General features: G+C 44.3%; 22 protein-coding genes. 5 read left to right on the top strand and 17 right to left on the bottom strand.

The features are described from left to right. Positions 1–656 precede the first annotated feature (656 nt). The gene (locus FFM75_RS01365; RefSeq protein ID WP_223876581.1) at positions 657–1526 is read right to left on the bottom strand and encodes an alpha/beta hydrolase; all 870 of its coding nucleotides are present in this window, start codon (positions 1524–1526) and stop codon (positions 657–659) included. Positions 1527–1537: 11 nt separating this feature from the next. Next, the gene (locus FFM75_RS01370; RefSeq protein WP_137627405.1) at positions 1538–2440 is read right to left on the bottom strand and encodes a C40 family peptidase; all 903 of its coding nucleotides are present in this window, start codon (positions 2438–2440) and stop codon (positions 1538–1540) included. Between the two features lie 170 nt (positions 2441–2610). Between FFM75_RS01370 and FFM75_RS01375 the strand changes: the two genes are divergently transcribed. Continuing rightward, positions 2611–3075: an Lrp/AsnC family transcriptional regulator gene (locus tag FFM75_RS01375; protein ID WP_137627406.1), complete on the top strand. Its 465-nt coding sequence runs from the start codon at positions 2611–2613 to the stop codon at positions 3073–3075. A gap of 206 nt (positions 3076–3281) precedes the next feature. Next, a complete protein-coding gene (locus FFM75_RS01380; protein ID WP_137627407.1) occupies positions 3282–4484 on the top strand; it encodes an NAD(P)/FAD-dependent oxidoreductase in 1203 nt (400 codons plus the stop codon). A 52-nt stretch (positions 4485–4536) separates the two neighbouring features. Here the strand turns inward: FFM75_RS01380 and FFM75_RS01385 are convergent, their stop codons facing one another. Beyond that, complete coding sequence (locus FFM75_RS01385) at positions 4537–6090, bottom strand: ABC-F family ATP-binding cassette domain-containing protein (protein WP_137627408.1); 1554 nt, start codon at positions 6088–6090, stop codon at positions 4537–4539. Positions 6091–6177: 87 nt separating this feature from the next. Continuing rightward, positions 6178–6765, bottom strand: coding sequence for a GNAT family N-acetyltransferase (locus FFM75_RS01390; RefSeq protein ID WP_137627409.1), 588 nt, complete (start codon positions 6763–6765; stop codon positions 6178–6180). Between the two features lie 115 nt (positions 6766–6880). Here FFM75_RS01390 and FFM75_RS01395 point away from each other — a divergent pair, with 115 nt between their 5' ends. Then, entirely contained in the window at positions 6881–7261 is a 381-nt protein-coding gene (locus FFM75_RS01395) for a VOC family protein (RefSeq protein WP_223876582.1), read from the top strand. A 100-nt stretch (positions 7262–7361) separates the two neighbouring features. On the opposite strand, the gene FFM75_RS01400 is transcribed toward FFM75_RS01395, so the two are convergent. From FFM75_RS01400 to FFM75_RS01415, 4 genes are all read right to left on the bottom strand, one after another. After that, complete coding sequence (locus FFM75_RS01400; protein WP_137627411.1) at positions 7362–7574, bottom strand: hypothetical protein; 213 nt, start codon at positions 7572–7574, stop codon at positions 7362–7364. A gap of 70 nt (positions 7575–7644) precedes the next feature. Further along, a complete protein-coding gene (locus tag FFM75_RS01405) occupies positions 7645–8127 on the bottom strand; it encodes a hypothetical protein (RefSeq protein WP_137627412.1) in 483 nt (160 codons plus the stop codon). 136 nt (positions 8128–8263) lie between these two features. Further along, positions 8264–9043: an alpha/beta fold hydrolase gene (locus FFM75_RS01410; RefSeq protein WP_137627413.1), complete on the bottom strand. Its 780-nt coding sequence runs from the start codon at positions 9041–9043 to the stop codon at positions 8264–8266. 19 nt (positions 9044–9062) lie between these two features. Next, the gene (locus FFM75_RS01415; RefSeq protein WP_171001407.1) at positions 9063–9788 is read right to left on the bottom strand and encodes a type I pantothenate kinase; all 726 of its coding nucleotides are present in this window, start codon (positions 9786–9788) and stop codon (positions 9063–9065) included. A 45-nt stretch (positions 9789–9833) separates the two neighbouring features. On the opposite strand from FFM75_RS01415, the gene FFM75_RS01420 reads away from it, so the two are divergent. Next, positions 9834–10745 carry a LysR family transcriptional regulator gene (locus FFM75_RS01420; protein ID WP_137627415.1) on the top strand — a complete coding sequence of 304 codons (912 nt, stop codon included), beginning with the start codon at positions 9834–9836 and terminating at the stop codon, positions 10743–10745. A gap of 46 nt (positions 10746–10791) precedes the next feature. Here the strand turns inward: FFM75_RS01420 and FFM75_RS01425 are convergent, their stop codons facing one another. The 3 genes from FFM75_RS01425 to FFM75_RS01435 form a co-directional block, all read right to left on the bottom strand. Beyond that, on the bottom strand, positions 10792–12396 hold the full coding sequence (locus FFM75_RS01425) for an acyl CoA:acetate/3-ketoacid CoA transferase (protein ID WP_137627416.1): 1605 nt from the start codon (positions 12394–12396) through the stop codon (positions 10792–10794). Positions 12397–12470: 74 nt separating this feature from the next. After that, on the bottom strand, positions 12471–13688 hold the full coding sequence (gene fabV / locus FFM75_RS01430) for an enoyl-ACP reductase FabV (RefSeq protein ID WP_137627417.1): 1218 nt from the start codon (positions 13686–13688) through the stop codon (positions 12471–12473). A 349-nt stretch (positions 13689–14037) separates the two neighbouring features. Beyond that, positions 14038–14790, bottom strand: coding sequence for an MIP/aquaporin family protein (locus FFM75_RS01435; protein ID WP_137627418.1), 753 nt, complete (start codon positions 14788–14790; stop codon positions 14038–14040). Positions 14791–15143: 353 nt separating this feature from the next. Here FFM75_RS01435 and FFM75_RS01440 point away from each other — a divergent pair, with 353 nt between their 5' ends. After that, positions 15144–15941, top strand: a complete 798-nt coding sequence (locus FFM75_RS01440; RefSeq protein ID WP_449273595.1) for an enoyl-CoA hydratase-related protein — start codon at positions 15144–15146, stop codon at positions 15939–15941. A gap of 63 nt (positions 15942–16004) precedes the next feature. On the opposite strand, the gene FFM75_RS01445 is transcribed toward FFM75_RS01440, so the two are convergent. From FFM75_RS01445 to nagE, 6 genes are all read right to left on the bottom strand, one after another. After that, entirely contained in the window at positions 16005–16682 is a 678-nt protein-coding gene (locus tag FFM75_RS01445; protein ID WP_137627419.1) for a TVP38/TMEM64 family protein, read from the bottom strand. 163 nt (positions 16683–16845) lie between these two features. Continuing rightward, entirely contained in the window at positions 16846–17280 is a 435-nt protein-coding gene (locus tag FFM75_RS01450; RefSeq protein WP_137627420.1) for a MaoC family dehydratase, read from the bottom strand. A gap of 193 nt (positions 17281–17473) precedes the next feature. Next, entirely contained in the window at positions 17474–17671 is a 198-nt protein-coding gene (locus tag FFM75_RS01455; RefSeq protein WP_137627421.1) for a hypothetical protein, read from the bottom strand. A 150-nt stretch (positions 17672–17821) separates the two neighbouring features. Then, positions 17822–17986 (bottom strand): hypothetical protein, encoded by a 165-nt coding sequence (locus FFM75_RS13890; RefSeq protein WP_171001408.1) that lies wholly within the window; start codon positions 17984–17986, stop codon positions 17822–17824. Positions 17987–18012: 26 nt separating this feature from the next. Then, a complete protein-coding gene (locus FFM75_RS01460; RefSeq protein ID WP_137627422.1) occupies positions 18013–18300 on the bottom strand; it encodes a hypothetical protein in 288 nt (95 codons plus the stop codon). A gap of 458 nt (positions 18301–18758) precedes the next feature. Next, complete coding sequence (gene nagE / locus FFM75_RS01465) at positions 18759–20741, bottom strand: N-acetylglucosamine-specific PTS transporter subunit IIBC (protein WP_137627423.1); 1983 nt, start codon at positions 20739–20741, stop codon at positions 18759–18761. Positions 20742–21389: the final 648 nt, after the last annotated feature.

Here is a 21389-nt window from a genome sequence, read left to right on the forward strand (position 1 = left end):
TTAATACTGCCATATTTATTCAAAAATCTGAGATGCTTAGTTGATCTGGTTTGGAATCACCTTCAAACCAAGTGTTAACTTTAGCACATTGCCCCCACTAAAGCGACTACTTTGCCTCGGTAATATTTTTAAAGGCTGAAACTTAGCCTTTTCTTAACCTGCAATCAACGTTACGCGTTATCGCCCCCAACTTTCAATTTAACCAACGAACTCACTATAACATACTTATTAGAACGTACGTTTTAATTAACACAAAGCATACAATTCTTTACAAAATCAACACAATTCCCGATCAATTGTCCACACCGTTATCATAAGACAATATCAAATTGTCGCCTATTATTAATAATTAAATATTAAGTTACCAAACTAAAATATTACAACTTTTGTTTTGAATCGGAGTTGTTAGCGTTGTCATTTGGGATTCCACGCTTTACACTTAAAGTATCAAAGTAAGGGGGTAGCGAGATGCGCAATTATAAATATTTAGCCTACGGAGGCATGACAGTCGTTTATTTATTCGCTTTGTACGCGCTCTTCCACTTAGCACGGTTAGCGTATGTGTTATTTTTCATGTAAGCAGATGGATCAGCGGGCCATCGCGTGACGAAAAAAGTTCTCGTCCTGAACAAAACTTCAGGCGAGAACTTTTCTGTCTAACGATGCCACAAATAACGATCAATGGTTAACGCAACTTTGGCATTTTCATGTAATTGACTATGTTGTGCATGCTTGCCGTGAAAATCCTTTTCGGTATAAACCACTTGATGACCACGCGTCAAATACTTGATTGACCGGGCAGAGACATTGGTGACTAAACTATCTGAATTCGTCCCATCATCCAAGTTGCCGACAACATTTAACAAGTGCACCCCATTCGGAAAGTTTGCCCGTTTGGCCGCTAACAGCTCATAAGCCGCGTGCAAGTACTTCGGTTCACCCGAAGCCAAAAATGAGTTTTGATTGGCCACATCATCTTCACCAACGACACCATCAAATGGCCCGGCAATGGTCACCAACTTATTAATCGTTGGAAAATCACTGGCCTGCTTAGTCATCAACATGTTCACACTGGCCACACAGCCCGCGGAGTGCGCCACAATATTATAGGAACTAAAGTGATGCGCTTGCTGCACAGTCGTAATGACTTTGGCTAACCAAGCACTTTGTTGGTCATATTGGGCCAGATTATTTTTAAAAACCACTTGAATAATCGGGTTACGCGTCTTAGCGGACCAATTCCCACTCAAGGTCACTTGACCACTAGTGCTGACCGTTGCGACATAAACTTTATGAGCATGCGCCGTCTTTTCAGCATGTTTGATCAACGTATTGGTTGATTGCGCACTCCCTTGAAAGCCATGCACATAAAATGTCGGTCGACTACTCGTCACATAAGCCGATTTTGGCTGCTGACTACTGCTACTACTTTTGGTGCGACTAGTCGACTGACTCGCACACCCACTTAAACTCACTACTATCCCTAAAATTAGACCTAACCAGGCCCCTAATCGCCATTTTCGCACTAATCTTCGCCTCATTCAGTTTGCCAATATCGTTTAATCTGGACTAATTCGTCCTTTAAATAAGTTGCTGATAATTGTAAATAAGTCACGTGTTTCCCCGGCGTCGGTGAGTGTAAAAGCCACCCATCACCCGCGTAAATCGCCACATGATGCAGGCTACCCTGCCCGTGATCGTGAGCAAAGAAACATAGGTCACCCGGTTGAGCGTCGGCTAACGACACCGACTTGCCACCTAAAACTTGTTCACTCACATCACGCGCTAGCGACACGCCAATGCAGCGGTGCAACGTGTAAGCAAAACCCGAGCAATCAAAGCCAAAGCCGCTCAGACCACCCCATAAATAACGCAAATCTAAGAATGTCGTCCCTAACTTAACCACCGTTTCACCGGGCGTTAACCCCGCAGTGGCAAAACCAAATTGCGTGGCCCGTTTAGCCACTTTACCAATTCCTAATGGCGTTTGGACTAACGTATAGCGTGGATCTTTAGTCGAGACGACTGGCAGCTGGGTCCCAATGCTTAAAACTAGCATCGTCCGCCCATCTGCTTGTAACAATGGCGTAAATGCCTGTCTGATCGTCACCGTTGGGCCAGTCTGAACTGGTAATGCCGCCGTTGATAATTGCGCCGCCCAAATCCAACCAGGATAGCCTTGTGGATGCTGGGGGTCTCGTTGTGATACCACATAGACGTAGGCCCAACCATTGACAACACGATCAATCAAGACTGGATCATTGAATAACGCTTGGGTCCCCATTAAGTTATCCCGTTCTAGTGTCACCGTATCGGCATCGTTCATCTGTTGCAGCCATGGTGCCAAGCCGGCATTTTGCAAGGCCGGGCGGTCAATCGTTCGAACTTGTGGCCGTTGCCAGACATTGGCTACTGCTGCACGTACCCTTGCAGTTTGCATCGCAATCCCTCCTATCAATCTTATCCACTTTATCATACGCCAATTTTACCCGCTCACTACTTTTCCAGTAAAGTTGTTAACCTTTCTTCAACAAACTTCGGCCTAAAATTAAAAATCACTGTGAAAGTATGCTATCATACTAATAATTACTCAGGGAGGCGTTTTTGCTCATGGACAAGACCGATTTGAAGATTCTGAACGCCTTACAAGCGGACGCGCGCATCTCGCTCAAGGCTTTAGCTGACCAATGTTTTATTTCTTCGCCAGCTATTTCGGCACGGATTGCCCGCCTTAAAAGCAGCGGTATTATTCGTGATTATCAGGCGAACCTCAGTTATGAGAAATTAAACTACCATATTAAAGCTTATATTCAGCTCCAACTAGAACCCACCCAAAAAGAACGGTTCTACCCGTTTGTTGAAAGTATCCCCAACGTTTTAGAGTGTGATTGTGTCACTGGCGAGTATTCGCAGATCATGAAGGTCATTTTTGAGTCCACCCAAGCCTTAGATGAGTTTGTTAATCAGATTCAAACTTTTGGTAAAACGAGTACTCAAATCGTCTTCTCAACCAGTGTCGCTAACCGTGGCCTAACGTTACCTGAAGATCACGACTTAAGTCATATTGTTGAATAGGTTTCATTATTCACTAACATTAAAACAGCGACTCGTCACCATGACGGGGCGCTGTTTTTTAATTAATAATCAATCTTCATGCCGTTTTACCTGCATTTTCAAGTTAAAGAGTGTACCATAAAAGCAATCGAAGTTAATGGCATTTATCATTTTGTATATATCTGGTTAAAACTAGTTTAATAGATTTTGAAAAGAGGTTATCACACATGGCAACTATTTTAGTACTTGGTGGTGGTTACGCCGGCATGCGCGCAGTTAAGTTTTTACAAAAGAGTGCGCCCGCAACCGATGAAATCATCTTAGTTGATCAAACGGCAATTCATACGGAAAAAACCAATTTACACGAAGTCGCCGCTGGTACGATTGATCCAGCCAAAATCACTTATGACATTCCGAGCGTCATCGGCAAACGCGTGACCTTTATTGAAGCGACGGTCACCGGGATCGCCGTTGCGGACCAAACCGTCACGTTTGCGGATCATCCGGATCTACAATACGATTATCTGATCGTTGCCCTCGGCTTTCAATCTGAAACCTTTGGCATTAAAGGCGTCACTGAAAACTCCTTACCAATGGACGATTTAGCCACTTCTGAAGCCGTCTACCAGCATATTGAGCAAACCATTGCTGGTTATGCTAAAACTAAAAATCACGACGACTTAAAAATCGCCGTTTGTGGTGCCGGCTTTACCGGGATTGAACTCCTCGGCGAACTGACACAATCGCTGCCAAAACTACAGGCAAAGTATCAAACGCCCGCCGTTAAGTTAGTTTGTTTCGAACGGATGCCGTCGATCTTACCGATGTTTGGACAACCTTTACGCGATTATGCGATCAACTTTATGGCGAAACACGACGTTGAAATGCGCTTAGGCGCTAGCATTACTGAAATTCAGCCCGGCGCTGTCGTCTATCAAGATGAAAATGATCAAGCCCAGACGTTTACCGCTAACACGATTATTTGGACTGTGGGGGTCAGTGGCTCACATGTGATTGCCGACTCTAACTTCCAACAACGCCGGAATCGGGTCATGGTCGAACCGGACTTGTCACTAGCTGATCATCCCGAGGTCTTCATCGTTGGCGATGTGTCCGCAGTCATGGACCCTAACAGCAACCGCCCTTACCCAACGACAGCGCAAATTGCCTTAGCGGCTGGTGAACAAGCCGCTAAAAACATTGGTCAATTACGACATGACCAAGCAACGACGCCGTTCGTCTATCAATCAAGTGGAACCGTGGCATCGTTAAGTGATCGTGATGGTATCGGTGAAATTTTAAGCAGTCAACGTCAGGTGCATGGTTACATGGCGTCAGCGTTGAAGAAAGTTATTACCGACCGCTCCTTGATGGAAAGTGCCCACTTAAGCACGATGTTGCATAAAGGTCGGTTCGATTTATATCATTAAAATAAAAAATGGCGACCATCTCGTAATGAGCTGGTCGCCATTTTTAGCTACGTTAGTCTTGCCGTTCTTTTAAGCTTAACTTTTCAACGTTCAATTGTTTATTGATCCAACCATCCACAAAACTACTTTCATGGCTGACCAAAATCAAGTTACCTGGAAAGGCTTGTAAGGCTTTTTTCAGCCCTTCTTTGGTTTCATCGTCCAAATGGTTAGTCGGTTCATCCATGATTAAGAAGTTACTTGGTACTAGTTCAAGTAATGCCAACTTCACCTTAGTCTGTTCCCCACCACTTAGTAAGTGCATCGGCTTCATCGCGTTAGCGGCATTGATCCCACACTTCGCTAACTTCGTCCGAATCGTCTTTGGTAACATCGTTGGATATTCGTTTTGAATTGTTTCTAACGGTGTCAATTGGGGATTATCCCATTCCAAATCTTGATTGAAATAATTGATCTTCGCCGATGGTGAGAAGTTAGAGGTCCCACCTAAGGATGGAATCACGCCTAAAATCGACTTAATCAGTGTTGACTTACCAACCCCGTTAAATCCTTTAAAGGCTAACTTTTCGCCACCAGTCATCGTAAAGGTGACCGGTGCCAGTAATGGTTTGCCATAACCAACGGATAATTGCTTAACCGTTAAGGCGTTTTGCGACCCCGTATCTAAGTATGGGAAAGCAAACTTCGCATGCACATTCTCACTCGGTGGATCGACCCGGTCCAAATGCGATAGCATCTTTTCCCGTGACTTAGCCATCGTTGACTTTGACCCCGCCTTATTCTTACGAATAAACTTTTCAGCTTTGTCGATCACAACTTGTTGCTTTTCAAAAGCTTTTAATTGCGCTTCTTTACGCGCTTCTTTTTGGCGCATCGCTGACTTAAAGTCCCCACGATACTTGATGATTTTGCCAAAAGCCACATCACAAATACAGTTGGTGACTTGTTGTAAGAAATCATAGTCATGGGAAATGACCATGACGGCCCCTTCAAAACTATTCAAATAATCAACTAACCACGCAATGTGCGCTGTATCTAAATAGTTGGTTGGTTCATCCAAGATGATGACGTCGGGATCTTCTAGTAACAACTTTGCCAAGATAATCTTAGACCGTTGCCCACCAGACATTTCACTAATGACATGGTCGCGACCAATTTCATCCAAACCAAGCCCAGTAATGACCCGTTCCATTTCGGTTTCAATATCGTAGAAGTTGTTAGCCTCCAACGTTTCTTGAATCCGACCGGCTTTTTCTAATAAACTGTCGGCCATATTTTCCGCATAGTCGGCATAATATTGTTGCATCTTAGCATCTAAATCATAAAGCCGTTGAAAAGCCGTTTTCAGAAAATCATATAACGTCATCCCGGCTGGAATGTCGGCGTATTGGTCCAAATAACCCGTCCGAATATTGTGTTGCCATTTAATTTGGCCAGTTAATGGTAAAATCTGACCGGTTAAAATCTTAATTAAGGTACTCTTGCCGGCGCCGTTTTGGCCGACAATCCCCATGTGATCGGCCTTTTCTAACGTAAAGTTCGCGTCTTCATAAAGTTTACGATCGGCGAAACTTTGCGAGAGGTCGGTTACTTCTAGTAAAGCCATGCTGTTTTCATCCTACTTTCATTTATTAACTCTGCAAAACAGGCCCCGTCATTGAAACGAGGCCTGTCGCAAAAACTTAGGTGGCGGCTAGGCCATGACTAAGTCTTTATCTAACTCATACTGCATATGGAAATACATGTGATCACCAATTGGCTTAATGCCGACCGTTTCATAATCATATCGGTCGTATAGCTTCTTGGCACCCGGGTTAGCCATATCCACGTTCAAGCCGATCCGTTGTTGACCGGCAGCCCGTGCATATTTTGGTAAGGCCGCTAATAAGCGCCCCCCAATCCCGTGACCTTGATAATTGGGATCAACCGCAATCGAGTCCAAGTACCATTCATGTTCATAACTTTCTGCTTCAGCTTCAAATGCTGAACCAAACGCATCGTTATCCGCAGTGACTTGTGCAAGCACATCGTCAACTGCATCCTCATTTTTGTCGGGGTAACCAAACGCCACCCCAACCACTTGACCATCGGCCTCGGCCACTACCGTCGTCGCCATATCGGACAAATAAGCTGGTGTCCGGTACGCGGCAGTAATGGCCTGCTCTAAGTCAGGTTCAGGGATGTCGTCAAGTTCCTCAAGTTGCATTTCATCAAAGATCATATTAATTAGCGGTGCTATCTGGCCCGCGTCGTCTTGATTGGCTGGTCGAATCGTTATCACAAATAGTCCTCCTATCGTAGTAATTAATACCTTACTATGAATTACGAGCGTTGTCAAAATTCTTGGACGTCGTGGTATACTGGTAACCGAATTCATTTTGAAAGGATTTGAGCCTGTGAATATTCGCGATATTGATCACATCGTTTTGACCGTAACTGACATCGCCCGGTCATTGCGTTTTTATCATGAAGTTTTCGATTTACCCATCGTCACATTTGATGGTGACCGCCAAGCCGTCTTAGTCGGCAAACAAAAGATTAATTTTCAAACGGTCGCTGAACCCCATACCCCAGTCGCTGCCAAACCAACACCCGGGAGTGCCGACTTATGTCTGATCGCCAAAGACAGCATCGACGACATTCAACATCATTTAAAGAGCTACTTCGTTGATATCGTCGAAGGCCCCGTTGAACGTACCGGCGCTCACGGTAAGCTGACTTCTTTGTATGTGCGTGACCCTGATAATAACTTGATTGAGATTAGTAATTATAAGTAGAAATAAAAGCAATCCCGACTGACGAGCTGTTCAGTCGGGATTGTTTTTATTAACCTAGTTCCGTTCAGACTTCTAAATATTTTTACTACATAATATATGACTATTTTTTTGAGAACCTACCCTTTATCTGCTTAACAAAATAAGCATTCAACTTACCGCCTATCCTGCCGTAATCTAATACAAACACCGCTACTACTGAAATTATCATCCCCGGTAACCTATTCACGTGCAAGGCTGGTATAAAGCCCGAAATTACCATGACAAGAAGTACACCTATATACAAAGCGTTTCTAATCCTTGCTTCAGTCTTCATCGCGTAACTCCTCTAATATAGCCAACTATGGCACTAACACCCATAATTCATCACGATTACAATATTCAAGCTAAAACCCTTTAAAAGTCCCCACATTAGCATAAACAACCATCACCGGTAAATTCAAAATCAGTAACCACCAAAACAGCTGTAACATCTGCTTTAACGATGCTTGTCGTTCCCACAAACGACCAGTTACGACGACCGTGATCGTTAATACTAACCAGAACCACTCGATCGACGTGATATCAAAAAAGAATAGCACCATTGCAACCAAAACAAAGGCGGCATCAAATAGTGAGAAATCATCTAGTTCAAAACCACCTAAGTCAACTCGTGGTCCGCTCAACGTCTGTTTTAAGATTGGTTTGACCAACGTTAAAGCCATGATCAAAATGGGCAAGCCTGCAAAAATGACGGCCAACTGATTATGATTTAAATAATATAAGACACTGACTTCAACCACGTTCAATACCAGCAAGCCCAGTGCCACCCAAATCGTTATTGTTAAACTAAGGCGGTCTAAATAGGTCGTCCATTTTGCTGATTTCACACCGTCACCTCCTAGCATTAAGTTCATTTTTATCATCATTATACGGGTTTGCTTCATCGCTCACAATTATTAACCGTTGCCAGCAAAAAAGCGGGCCACCTTTTAAGCCAAAGTCGTCCGCTAATTGCATCACTATTTAATTGAAGAAATCTAACATCACTTGATTGAACTTCTCAGTCTGTTCGGCCATTAAGATATGCCCTGCTTCTGGCATCACAAAGGCCATACCATGTGGACATAACTTCGCTGTCGCCGCGGCTTGCTCTGGTGACCAAAATTGCGTCTTAGCACCCGCCATAAACAACACCGGCACTTGTAATCGTTTGATCACATCACGCCAGTCTTGAAAGGCATGGTCATATAACAACGGCCGATTAAGCGCATAGTCAAACTGCTGATCACCTTGCGCTGCTTTAACTGCTTGAAACGTCAGATCATCGATGCGATGATACGTGGTATGCACGTGATACATCTCTTCCGCCGCTTTAGGGAAGTTATCCCAAGTCAAGTCCAACATCCCATAAGGCCACGACGCGTCACTGATCATCTTTGGCGACTGATCAACACTAATGATTTTATGAATCAACCGGTCACCGAACAATGAACAATAGGCCCAAATAACCGCAACCCCCATCGAGTTTGCCATCATGTCAACATTTGTCACGTTCAAGTAAGCCAACAATTCGGCCACATCTTTGGCTTGTCGACTCATCCGTAGCCCTTTCGTCGTGGTTTCAGAACGACCATGATTACGGCGGTCCAGATTGATGACGCGATAACCTTGTGATACTAACGTTTCGACTTGCGCCCGCCAAATCTCCTTATAACCGGCATAGCCCGTCATAATCAAAACCGGTTGCCCAGTCCCCACATCATCATAGACTAACCGCACCCCATCACTTGTCATAAATTCCATTTTAAAACCCTCCTGACGATTATTGTTCACTAACTAGTAAGTTCGGTTGCGCCACGGTCGTAGTGGCAGTCGGTGCAATCCAAGCCAACCGATGACCGGCAACGACTCGCGCTTGCCAAGTCGCCAGCGCTTGTAAGGGGGCAACATTTTCATCAAAGTTCCGTTGATTGATGGCCACCCAGTTCTTGCGCGCAATTGGTTCAAATTCAGCCCAGGTTTGGCCGTACTTAGCGGCCAAATCTAGCTTTTCACAGCGTTGCAAATACCATTGATAATTTAACGTTGGGTCTACGGCTAAAAAGAGACTGGTGGTTAGTAACTGCCGTAACGTCGGTTGCAACACCATTAACCCCTCGATGATCAAGACATCTGGCTGATAAATGACTTGCCGCAGTTGCTGGTCCAAGTCATTCGTGGCATGATTGTAGGTTGGAAGTGTAATGGCTTGACCTTGCTGAATCGCAGTCACGAAACGCGCCATCAAGTGGTGATCGTAACTGACCGGGAACCCTTTTTTAATGCATAATTGGCGCTGCTTTAATACCGCATTTGACCACAAGAAGTCATCAGTCGACACTAACACACAAGTCAAATCTGGTCGTAACTGTTGATATTGACGTTGAATTTGGCGTGCCAATGTGGTCTTGCCAGATGCGACACTTCCAGTAATTCCTAGTACCACCGGTCGATTGCCGGTCGGATTGGGAATGATTTTTGTTAACAAAGCTGTTTTTATGTTGGTCATCATGCCACCACCTTAAAAGTTGAGTCAGAAAGAAGGGTTTTTACCATGGATATTCATCAAATCCAATATCTTATTACCATCGTTGATAACGGTTACAATCTTACCAAAAGTGCTAAAGCTTTAAATGTCTCGCAACCAGCCCTTAGCAAACTCATCAGTGAACTGGAAGCAACCGAAAACATTCAAATTTTCATCCATCATAAAGGACGGATTACCGGCTTAACGCCCATCGGTGAAGACCTTATTCGTCATGGCCGACAAGTTAGTGCCGACTATGAAAACATGCTACAAAGCATTCGCGCGCACGCCGATGTCAAACGCGGTAAAGTGAAGATTGGGATCGCACCAGTGATTATCTCAACGATTTTTAATCGCGCGATTCCAGGATTTATTTTGAATAACCCTAACATTGAATTACAAATTATTGAAAAAGGGGCTTACGAACTACAAAAAATGTTATTACTCCACGAGATTGATCTAGCAGTTATCGTCTCGCCCACGACTTTTCCAGCCATCAAAGAACAAATTATTTATCGTGATTCAGTCGCGGTTTGGTTCAATCCACAACATCGCTTTCATGACTTTAACGGTGCCATCCCACTAAAGGAGATTGGTCAAGAACGGATCGTCACGCTAGATGATAGCTTCATGGTGACTTACCAAGTGAAGCAACTCTTCCGCGAACACAACTTACATCCAAATTTTTTCTTACAAACGGGTTCATGGGACTTGATCTTAAACATGTGTGAAGAGATGGATACGGTTGGCATTATCGCTGCCCCAATCGGTGGCAACTATGCCGGTACGCAAATCGAGCATCGCCAGTTTGATCCGGTCTTTCCTTGGAATATTAGCATTTGTCGCTTTAACGATAATTCACAAAATAATTTGGTGCGCTACACTGAAAAATGGTTCACCGATTACTTTGAAAAAGTACAACAACAAGGTCATTTTTAACTAAAAGCGAGGTTGGCACGCTGGGCCACCCTCGCTTTTTTAGTCATTAGTGCATTTCGGCTGGTAATTTAACCAACTGATCAGCTTGGTTAAGTGTGTTCCCCATTAATGGTTCCTTAAAGATCCGGGCATCCATATAACGAAGGTCATCACTAATCATTGGCTTGAAGTCCATTTGGTCTAAAATATCGGTTTGTAAGTCCATCCCAGGTGCGATTTCAATCAACTTGATGCCAGCATCAGTTAATTCAAAGACGGCCCGTTCAGTGACATAGTAAATGTTTTGATGATTTTCAGCGGCAACTGGACCAGAGAAGGTAATTTGTTCAACATCTTTGACCAGTTTGTGACGGCGGCCTTCTTGATCAATCCTCAGTTGACCATCAACGACCGATTCACGTAACCCGCCGGCGGTAAAGGTCCCAGTAAAGACAACCGTTGGGGTATTTTGCGTAATATTAACAAAACCACCCGTCCCAGCAATCTTTGGACCAAATTTCGAAACATTGATATTACCGGCATGATCTAGTTCGGCTAGTCCTAGAAAGGCAATATCAATCCCACCACCATCATAAAAATCAAACATGTAAGGTTGGTCAATCGTGGCTTCTGGTGCGATCGCACAACCGAAGTCACCACCACCCATTGGCACCCCACCAAAGGTCCCGGGTTCAACCGTCGTTGTGACGTTTTCAGCACTACCTTCGGCTTTCAAAATCAATGAGACGGTTTCAGGGTATTTCCCAATCCCATAGTTAACGATATTGTCACTATCGCGTTTGAACATGGCCGCGCGCCGGGCAATCACTTTTTTAGCATCCAATGGTACTTGAATTGAGCCAGCTGGCTTGATGACATCAGCATCCACATAATCAGGATTATATTGGGTACTGTTACTTTGCATTGTCATCGTTTCATCAGCGGTTTCAACCACGTAATCCACTAGTAAACCTGGAATACGAATGTCTTTAGGCTTCATTGAGCCTGATTTAACGATTCGTTTAACTTGGACAAAGACTTTCCCACCATTATTATGCGCGGCCATTGCGATTGACGTTGATTCCAAGGTTAGGGGTTCATCATCAAACGTAATGTTGCCATCTTCATCGGCAAACGTCCCACGTAAAATCGCGATATTTGGTTGTGGGACTTCATAAGCTAAGTAATCTTTCCCATGAATTTGCATCTTAGAAACTAAATCATCGGCTTTGGCAGCTTCATTTAACTTACCACCTTCAACATCTGGATCAACGAAGGTCCCCAGACCAACTCGGCTGATTTGAACTGGTTTATGCGCCGCTGAATCCCGGAAAATTTGTGATAAGACCCCTTGTGGGAAGTTATAAGCTTCAAAATCGTTAGCGGCAACTAGCGGTTCGAGTTGGGGTGCTAACCCCCAGTGCCCACCGACGATTCGCCGTAACAAGCCTTTGGCGGCTAAATTATTGGTCCCTTTGGCATCACCATCACCAATCCCAGACGCATGCCAAACTTCCAATTGTTTTGGATGACCTTCAGTATCAAAGCGTTTGCGAATACTACGTAACATTTCTTCAGCGACATCCGAACCTAAGAAGCCTTCCAGCGCGATGGTGGCGTTATCTGGAATCAAACTTGCGGCCTTATCACTATCAATAAATTGTACTGTCATGTTTCACACCTCATTTTCAAATTTACGCCGACCAACCACTGGCAGGTTAATGACTTACCAGCGCTGTCACCTCATTAAGGTTCTAAACGCTTCAACGCAGCTAAATCGACTTCAGTTTCATCGGCACCTGGGACTTCAAACCCATTTAATTGTAGGAATTCACGCCGGAATTCAGCATATCCTGTTAAATCAGAGTTGAAGTTTTCAGGTGTTATCTTGGTCATCAGGTCCGCTACTTGGTCTTGGATATCATTCCGTTGTTCCCAAGCATCCGGCCGTAAACGACCACTTTCATCAACGGCCCGACGACCGCCGTAAACCATATCCCGGAACAACCGGTCTTTATGCATGATTGGCGTCTCGTGGGTCCCAGTCTTTTCTTCAATCTTATAAAGCGCAATGCAATATAATGGGAAGATTGGAATCACAACCGATGCTTTGGTTGTCACAGCCCGTGAGACAGAAATCAACGCTTCCCCATTAATGTCATTAATCACTTTTTGAATCTTGTGCGACGAGGCTTCAGCGGCGTCTTTAGCAGCGCCTAAAGTCCCTTCGTGATAAAACGCATAAGTGCTCTTTGGTCCAATGTAAGAATATAAAATGGTCTTAAAGCCTTCTGCTAAGACGCCGGCTTTTTTGAGTTCATTGACCCAAATTTCCCAATCTTCGCCACCCATTACGTGCTTAGTGGCAGTAACTTCCGCTTCACTGGCAGGTTCAACGGTTTGTTCAAATAATTCATTTTTTTCTAAGTCAATATTTTCCCCGGTAACACTTTCACCGACCGACTTAATCACTGAACGCCAAACTTCATCTGGATTATCTGGATTGATTCGTTTAGGCGCCGCAACTGAGTAAACTAACAGATCAATTTGGCCACCAAAAGTTGTTTTAATATAATCGATGACCTGGTCTTTAATGTCTTGCGTGAACGCATCACCATTAAAGTTCTTGGCAATGAGGCCCGCTTTTTCGGCGGCTTCACGGAAAAAGACGTTATTATACCAGCCAGCCGTACCGAGCATTTTTTCATCCCGGGGTGGCCGTTCATAAGAAACACTGATCGTATCGGCACCTTGACCAAAAGCAGTCGTAATCCGACTGGCAAGCCCATAACTTGATGACCCGCCAATAATCAACGCCTTCTTAGCACCAGCATAATGTCCTTTGGCTTGCACATACGCAATTTGATTTAAAACTGCTTGCCGACACCCATAAGGGTTGACCGAGCGCGCAACGTTACCTTGAAGCTTTTCGGATAATGGGACCATCGTACTTGTTTCTGACATCTTAAAAACCACCTTTTCATGTTAGTTACAATTCGTTATCGGGATTACCGGGGTGATCTAATACGGTTGAAAGTACTCGTTGGTATCAAATTGAGTCCGTGTTAAATGCCCAGTTAACGGCCTTGACCATCAATTATCCTGATGTAATTTAGATAATTACCACGTTCAGTCACCCGGATTGCCAGGGGCAACTGCTATAATTATCTACGTCCATAATGTAAGCCTTTTCAATCTTTTTCACCAATATGTCTTTTTTATTCACTGCATAACCGTAAGTTATGATGCTAGCAATATCGGCTTTCGGTTCATCAATTAGCAATTGAATTCACAAACTTTTTTAAAGTGGCGATTAAAGACCAAAGAAAATTTTATAAACGAAGATGCCGATAACTGCCCCAACGATTGGCGCAACGACTGGCACCCAACTATATTCCCAATGTGAGCTACCTTTATTAGGTACTGGCATCAAGGCATGGACGATCCGTGGGCCCAAATCACGGGCTGGATTCAACGCTGGACCAGTTGGGCCCCCTAAAGAAATCACCATCGTGGCAATTAACAACCCAATCCCGATGTTGGCAATATCAATACTTTGATGGAAGAACATGCCCCGATATAACCCCATGGCACCAAATGTCAACGCCCCGGTCCCAATCATTTCAGTCACAAACCCATTCCACCAACTACCACTAGCATCGCCAGTTGAGAAAGTACCTAATACTAAACCAGCATCGCTCGTGGCCTTATAATGAGGCCAATAAATCGCAAGTACTAATAATTGCCCAGCCATCGCCCCGGCAAACTGCCATAAAATATAAGGGGTCACTTGCGCCCACGGAAAAATCCCAGCCGCTGCTTGGGCGATCGTAATCGCCGGATTCAAGTGATTCCCTGAAATCGAACCAAACATCATGGCGGGAATCATCACCCCAAAGCCAAACCCGAGGGCAATGAATAGCCACCCCCCATTAGATTGACCGGGTTCGCCATTACCCGTTGTGTTCTTTAAAAACGAATTGGCAACCGCCCCGTTACCGAATAAGACCAAAATCAATGTACCAAAAAATTCAGCGGCGTACCGCATATCCCATGTTCCTGACATAGCTTGTTCCTCCTTAAGGTGAATTAAAATTTTTTACAGCTTGAACTATATCGGATGGTTTCAGGAATGTAAACGTTTACAGTTTTTCATGCCGACCATAGCTGTAAGTTATAGTCGCTAAAACTAGGGCGGAATCCTAACAAGAAATTGTGATTTTTCACAAACTTTGCCTAAAATTAAATTTTAACTGAATTGGCCTAGAGTCTAAAAACGTTGATAACATGGGATTCTCATTTTTGGTCCAGTTGTTTCTTTATTCACAACTCGGTTGATTTTTTGTGAAGAGTCGCTAAGATAGAGCGTGAAAGTACTCGTTGGTAACCACTTACGATTTTTGAAAGGGAGTTACTAACATGATGAAAATTAACACTTACGATAACATTTTATTGGACATCAACGAAGGCATTGCTACTTTAACAATCAACCGGCCAAAATCAATGAACGCATTGAACACCGCTACTTTAACTGAAATCGGTGAAGCCTTAGATGAAATCAAAGCCAACGCCGACGACATTAAAGTTGTTGTCATTACTGGTGCCGGCGAAAAAGCCTTTGTCGCTGGGGCTGATATTTCAGAAATGCGTGATATGAACTCATTACAAGCTGCGGAACTCTCAAAAGTAGCGCACAATTCCTTTGGTAAAATCGAAAACTTACCACAATTAACAATCGCCGCCGTTAACGGCTATTGCTTAGGTGGTGGCCTTGAATTAGCATCATCTTGTGATGTTCGGGTCGTTTCCGAAAAGGCCAAATTTGGTCAACCAGAAGTTACTTTAGGTATCGTGCCTGGTTTTGGTGGTACCCAACGTTTGACCCGCTTAGTTGGCCGTGGCAAAGCTAAAGAAATGATTGCCATGGGGACGATGATCGATGCTAAAGAAGCTTACCGGGTTGGGATTGCAGAAGAAATCGCTGCTCCCGAAGCATTAATGGATAAGGTCATGGAAATCGCACATCAAGTCATGAAGAATGGTTTAATTGCTGTCAGCATGGCAAAATATGTCATCGACCGGGCGGCTGATTTACCACTTGACACCGCGATTGATTTTGAAACCCAAATGTGGGCCCAAACCTTCGCCACTGAAGATCAAACTGAAGGGATGACCGCCTTCCTTGAAAAGCGGCATGCTAAGTTCACCAGCAAATAATTAAGGCATCAAAAAAAGATGTTGTGCTTACCCTTGAGCACAACATCTTTTTTGTTTTCCAGTCTAAGCTTGTTTTGTCCGTCGCCGATCTTGACGAATGATCCATAATAACCCAAGCAAGAGGATCACCACACCCGCTAACCATAATAAGTTTTTAAAGTGTGCTTGAATCAACGCATCGCCACCTAAGGCATAAATGACCGCGGTTGGGATACTGCCGATCAACGTCGCCGTCATTAATTGGCGCGTTGACGTTTGCGTGCGGACCGCCGCTAAACTGACTAATGAGGTTGGAATAAACGGAATCGTATAACCAATGACGATCCCTAAAAATGGGTGCCGCATCTGTTCAATACTTTGCACGATTTTAGCTGGTTGCCGCGTCGTGTGCCGGGCTTCTAACAGGCCATAAACATGTTGTGACATGAGATTACCCAGTGTAATCCCAACAATATTTAAGGCTGCCCCTAGTCCCTTTCCAAAGCAAATCCCAGCAATGATTCCCACCGCTGAAACTGGCGCCCCTGGAATAAACGAAAATGCCATTAATAGTGGCACCACTAGCAACACATCCAGTGCTAAATGCCGGCGAACCTGGGCCACGATTTCAGCTTGGCTAAATGGCTTGGTCGTTAATAATTGCCACGTCCCATGATACCGGACCCCAATCAACACGACTAAGACCAGGGCTAAGCTGACCGCTAAGATGATCCAGCGGCGTTTTGATAGTTTTTGCTTCATGACGGTCCCCTTCGTTTGTTTGCTGAACTCATTATCGCGAATTTTACCATGAAGTGCAATCAAAGCCGTTTGTGGCCCAGCAAGTTAGGTGCCACCACCCGCTTAATCGCGACACAAAAAAAGCCTGGCACCAAGACCAGACCCGTTTTTAACGTCACATGATTTACCGTTGTGCCGGCATGATTTGGGCTTCCCCATCCGTTACAACTTGACCATCTTGATTGGTGACTGTTGTTGAAAGCGTTACCAATTTAAAGTGCTTTTTTTGTTCGATCTTGGTCACTTCCGCCCGGACAACTAAAACATCATCAAAATGAACCGGTGCCCTAAAGGTTAAGCTTTGCCCAAGATAAATCGCACCCGGTCCGGGCATCTTGGTGCCTAAACAAGCTGAAATCATCCCAGCCGAAATCATGCCATGCGCGATCCGACCATGAAATTGCGTTTGGGCCGCAAATTCATCATCCATATGCATTGGATTATAATCCCCAGTCACCTTTGCGAAATCAGCAACATCCGCTTGGGTCACCCGTTTAGAAAATTCACCGGTCATCCCCACCTGAATCTCATCATCATAAATAATCTTATAACTGTCCATCTGTCTAACCTCCAAGATGTGATTTAATTCACATAATTTTGAATCGCTTTAATTATAGCGGCACCCAATTAATTTGGAAAATACCAATTATTTATCATTGGCATAACGCCAAGTAATAGGCGCAATTAGATTTAAAGGACAAAAAATGAGCCAACCGACTAATCGTTATCGGTTCGCTCATCTTCAGTTAAGATTATCCAAAAACTTGTAAATCAGTCATGACTAACGCACCAAAAATAAATAAGACCGGTACTACGACAGCCGTCAATGCGGTATCCACGGTGATCAGTAGCCACCCGCTATGATTTCTAGTGTGCTTAATCAAATGATAAACGCCTGCGCTCAACGCTAGCGCTAAGTAGATAAAAACGACGATATCGCCCAGCATCATCAAGGCAATTCCACTCCATTCCGTTGCATCGATTCACTTTTAACTGCGATTAATCAATAATTTTATACCCACTATCATACGCTATGCTGCGACAGTTAACAATCTTTCTCGCTAAACTTAAAAATTGGTCACTAACTAATAGCCAGTCTTTTAGAATTCAAAATAAAGCAGGCCACCAAACCAACTTAGCCCGGTAATTAATAGCATTAGCCACAACAAAAACAACGCCATATTTTGATCGCGATAAGCAACTAATGTGCCCCCTAACGAAACCATGGTCAAACCGATACTAATCAGTAACCAAATCACCGCCATGCTTACCAACCCCTAACTGCCTAGACTTACTCCCGCGACGTTTGCTTTAACACCGTTCCTAACCGATTGCCAACCGGACTAGGCTTGCTTTGGTGCACCATCGTCTGGCGCTGCACTTGCCGTTTCAAGCGAGCCGCCTGATCAACCTGAGTCAACCGTTGTCGAACCAAGGCTTGATCACCACCCGCATTACCGACGGCTCGTACCATTGCTGGTTCAGCAACTTGTTGACTCGTTGCCACTGCGGTTATTGGTAACCCAATGCCTAAAACAGCCGCTAACACGACCATTGATGAACCCATGTGTATTGTCATTTTAAACGCCCTCCCTTTTGACAGCTTAAGCATACCAGCTTAAAAATGAGAAACTAGCTTGACGGCAACTCACTATAAATGCTGGTTATTCAAGATTATCGATTCAATCATATTAATATTTAAAAGAGAAAAATTGGTTTTCCGGTAATGACGACTAGCCGTTTCAATCGAGCGCAATTGGTTAGCTGATTAGTTGCGGGTCGTCACCTATCACGGTGGCATAAATTCAGACGTTAGTAATCGATAAAAAAATTTTATTATAACTAGTCTGAATCGGCTTACAGCCCGATGGCAAACCCTCACGCACCGAGATTAATGGCACAAAAAGGCCGTCACTCGTTTGAAGTGACGACCTTTTTCGATACTCATTTAAATATTTTCACCAAATTAACTGCTGATTGGAAGCGGCAACGCAATAATGCTTTAGCCGTTTGCCGCAGCACTTTATTAATTAAACCTTAGTCAGCTGCACCAATAATATCGCCAGCAGCTACGGTCTTCGTTTGATTTAATTTAAAGTCATTAACTTGATCCATATTCGTTAATACGACCATCATCGTCGTTGCTTTACCAGCGGCTTTGATTTGAGCCAAGTCAACGGTTGCGACCGCACGCCCAGCTACGATTTGATCGCCCACTTCAACATGTAAGTCAAAAGGCTTGCCGTCCATTTCAACGGTGTTGATGCCCATGTGCAAGAGCACTTCTAGGCCACTAGCCGTCTTTAAGCCGAGGGCATGCTTCGTTGGGAAGATACTTGTGACTTCACCACTAACCGGCGCAACGATCTCACCATCGGTTGGTTCCACTGCATAGCCATCCCCCAATAGTTTTTGAGCAAACGTTTCATCAGCAACGGCACTAATGGGCATCAAAGTCCCCGTTGCCGGTGCTTGTAACACAGTGGTTGCGGGCACCTCAGTTGGATTAGCCGGTGCCGCGGGCGCAACAGTCGATTCGCTCGTCGTTGCCGTCGCAACTGCCGGTTCGGCACTCACTTGACCGCTGAATAATTGTTGCAAGGCTTCCGCCACGAATTGGACTTCCGTCCCGATGACGATGTGGATGTTATGGACATCTAAAACATTTAATCCCGGTACGCCAGCTGCTTTAACCGCTGGTTGGTCAACTTTACCGGTGTCTTTTAATTGGAGACGTAACCGGGTCGTACAATTATTAATGACACTGATATTGTCATGACCGCCAATCGCCGCATAAATTTGCTTAGCTTGACGCATATATTTATCATCACTCGGATCAGTCGCCACAGCTGTTTCATCAGTAGCCGTCGCCACTAATGGTTCGCGACCAGGGGTCTTTAAGTCAAACTTCTTAATCGCAAAGTCGAACCCAAAGTAATAAATCAACGCCATCACGGCCCCTTGCACTAATAACATGTAAGGTTGGTTGGCTAACGGCATCCGGAAACTCAACAAGTAATCGACTAAACCACCACTAAATGAGAAGCTCGCGGTCCAATGCATAAACGCCGCAAAACCGAGTGACAAGCCCATGAAGACTGCATGTAACACGTATAACGGCCAAGCCACAAACATGAATGAGAATTCTAGTGGTTCCGTAACCCCAGTAAAGAATGACGCAAACGCGCCAGCTAACATTAAAGAACCGGTTTCCTTCTTGCGTTCTGGTAAGGCGTTGCGATAAATTGCATACGCCCCTGCTGGTAAACCAAACATCATAATTGGGAAGAAACCAGCTTCATACATCCCAGTAACGCCTTTGACCCCTTTGCTGGCCCAGAAGTTGCCAATATCATTAATCCCGGCAACATTAAACCAGAAAACAGAGTTCAACGCATGGTGCAACCCAGTTGGAATCAACAAACGGTTAAAGAACCCATAAATTGCTGCCCCGACAAAGCCCATCTTGGCAATGCTCGTGGCAAACAACACAATCGCATCATATAAGAATGGCCACACAAAGAACATCACGGCCGTAAAAATCAACATGACAAACGCCGCCATGATTGGGACTAACCGCTTCCCACTAAAGAACGACAACGCCATTGGTAACTTAACTTCATGAAATTTATTATAGAGGGCGGCCGCAATCAAACCGGCACTGATCCCAATTAACACATTATTGCTAATCGCACTAAAACCAGCATTTAAACTACTAGCTTTGGTATTCAAGATTGTTGCTAACGTTGTCGGGTTAAGCATCGTCACTGGCACTTCATAAGCCACGACCCCGGCAATCGCTGCCGCACCATCTTTATTGCTGGCCATCCCGACTGCTAATCCAACGGCAAATAACAACGCTAAGTTATTTAAAACAACGTCGCCACCTTGAATTAAGAAGTTTGCGAATATCCAGCCTTTCGGTAAATAGTTCCCAACCCCAACCAAAATTGCCGCGGCGGGTAACGTCGCGATCGGCAACATGAGGGATTGCCCCATTCTTTGAAAATATGTCTTCATACCAATTTCTCCCTGTCATCTTTTATAACACGCTGTAAATAGTATCACAGCAAGCCATTAGATAAAAGCAAGTTAGCACCAGTTATGTATAGACCAATATTTTTGAATCCGTTGCCATGTGGATAACATTAACTTTTTGTAATCATGAAAAAAGTTCTGAAAAATTTCAGAACTTTTCATTAATCGGTGCATCTAAGTATCACGGTAGCGTGCTTAACCGCCGATTGACGACTAAAGTAACAACTTTAGCCATCATATATGTGTGTGCAACTTTGGGCACGATGTGTTTAACAATCTATGTGGATCAAAAAATAACTTATGTGTTCAACTCGACAAAAAAACGCCCACTGGATTTAAAATCCAAAGGACGTTGACACGGGTTACCACCTTAGTTCGAATTACCATCGCTGCTAATTCCTCACCACGTTCAAAACAACTAAACGTGTGCACGCTAATGGGTGCGCCCAGTGAACCTCGCAAAGTTCACGCCGCGACTGATCTTTAATTACGCTGCCATCACACCTTCCCAACTAACGGTGCTTGCTTAGCATGACAACCTAACGACTCCATTCAATCGTTGTTGGCTTTTTCATCAAGTTTTAATGTTTTAACCATAATATCATTCTTGTGAATTGTCAAGGACTGGTG

It is taken from the genome of Lactiplantibacillus daowaiensis (genome assembly GCF_005405085.1).
Lineage (GTDB): Bacteria > Bacillota > Bacilli > Lactobacillales > Lactobacillaceae > Lactiplantibacillus > Lactiplantibacillus daowaiensis.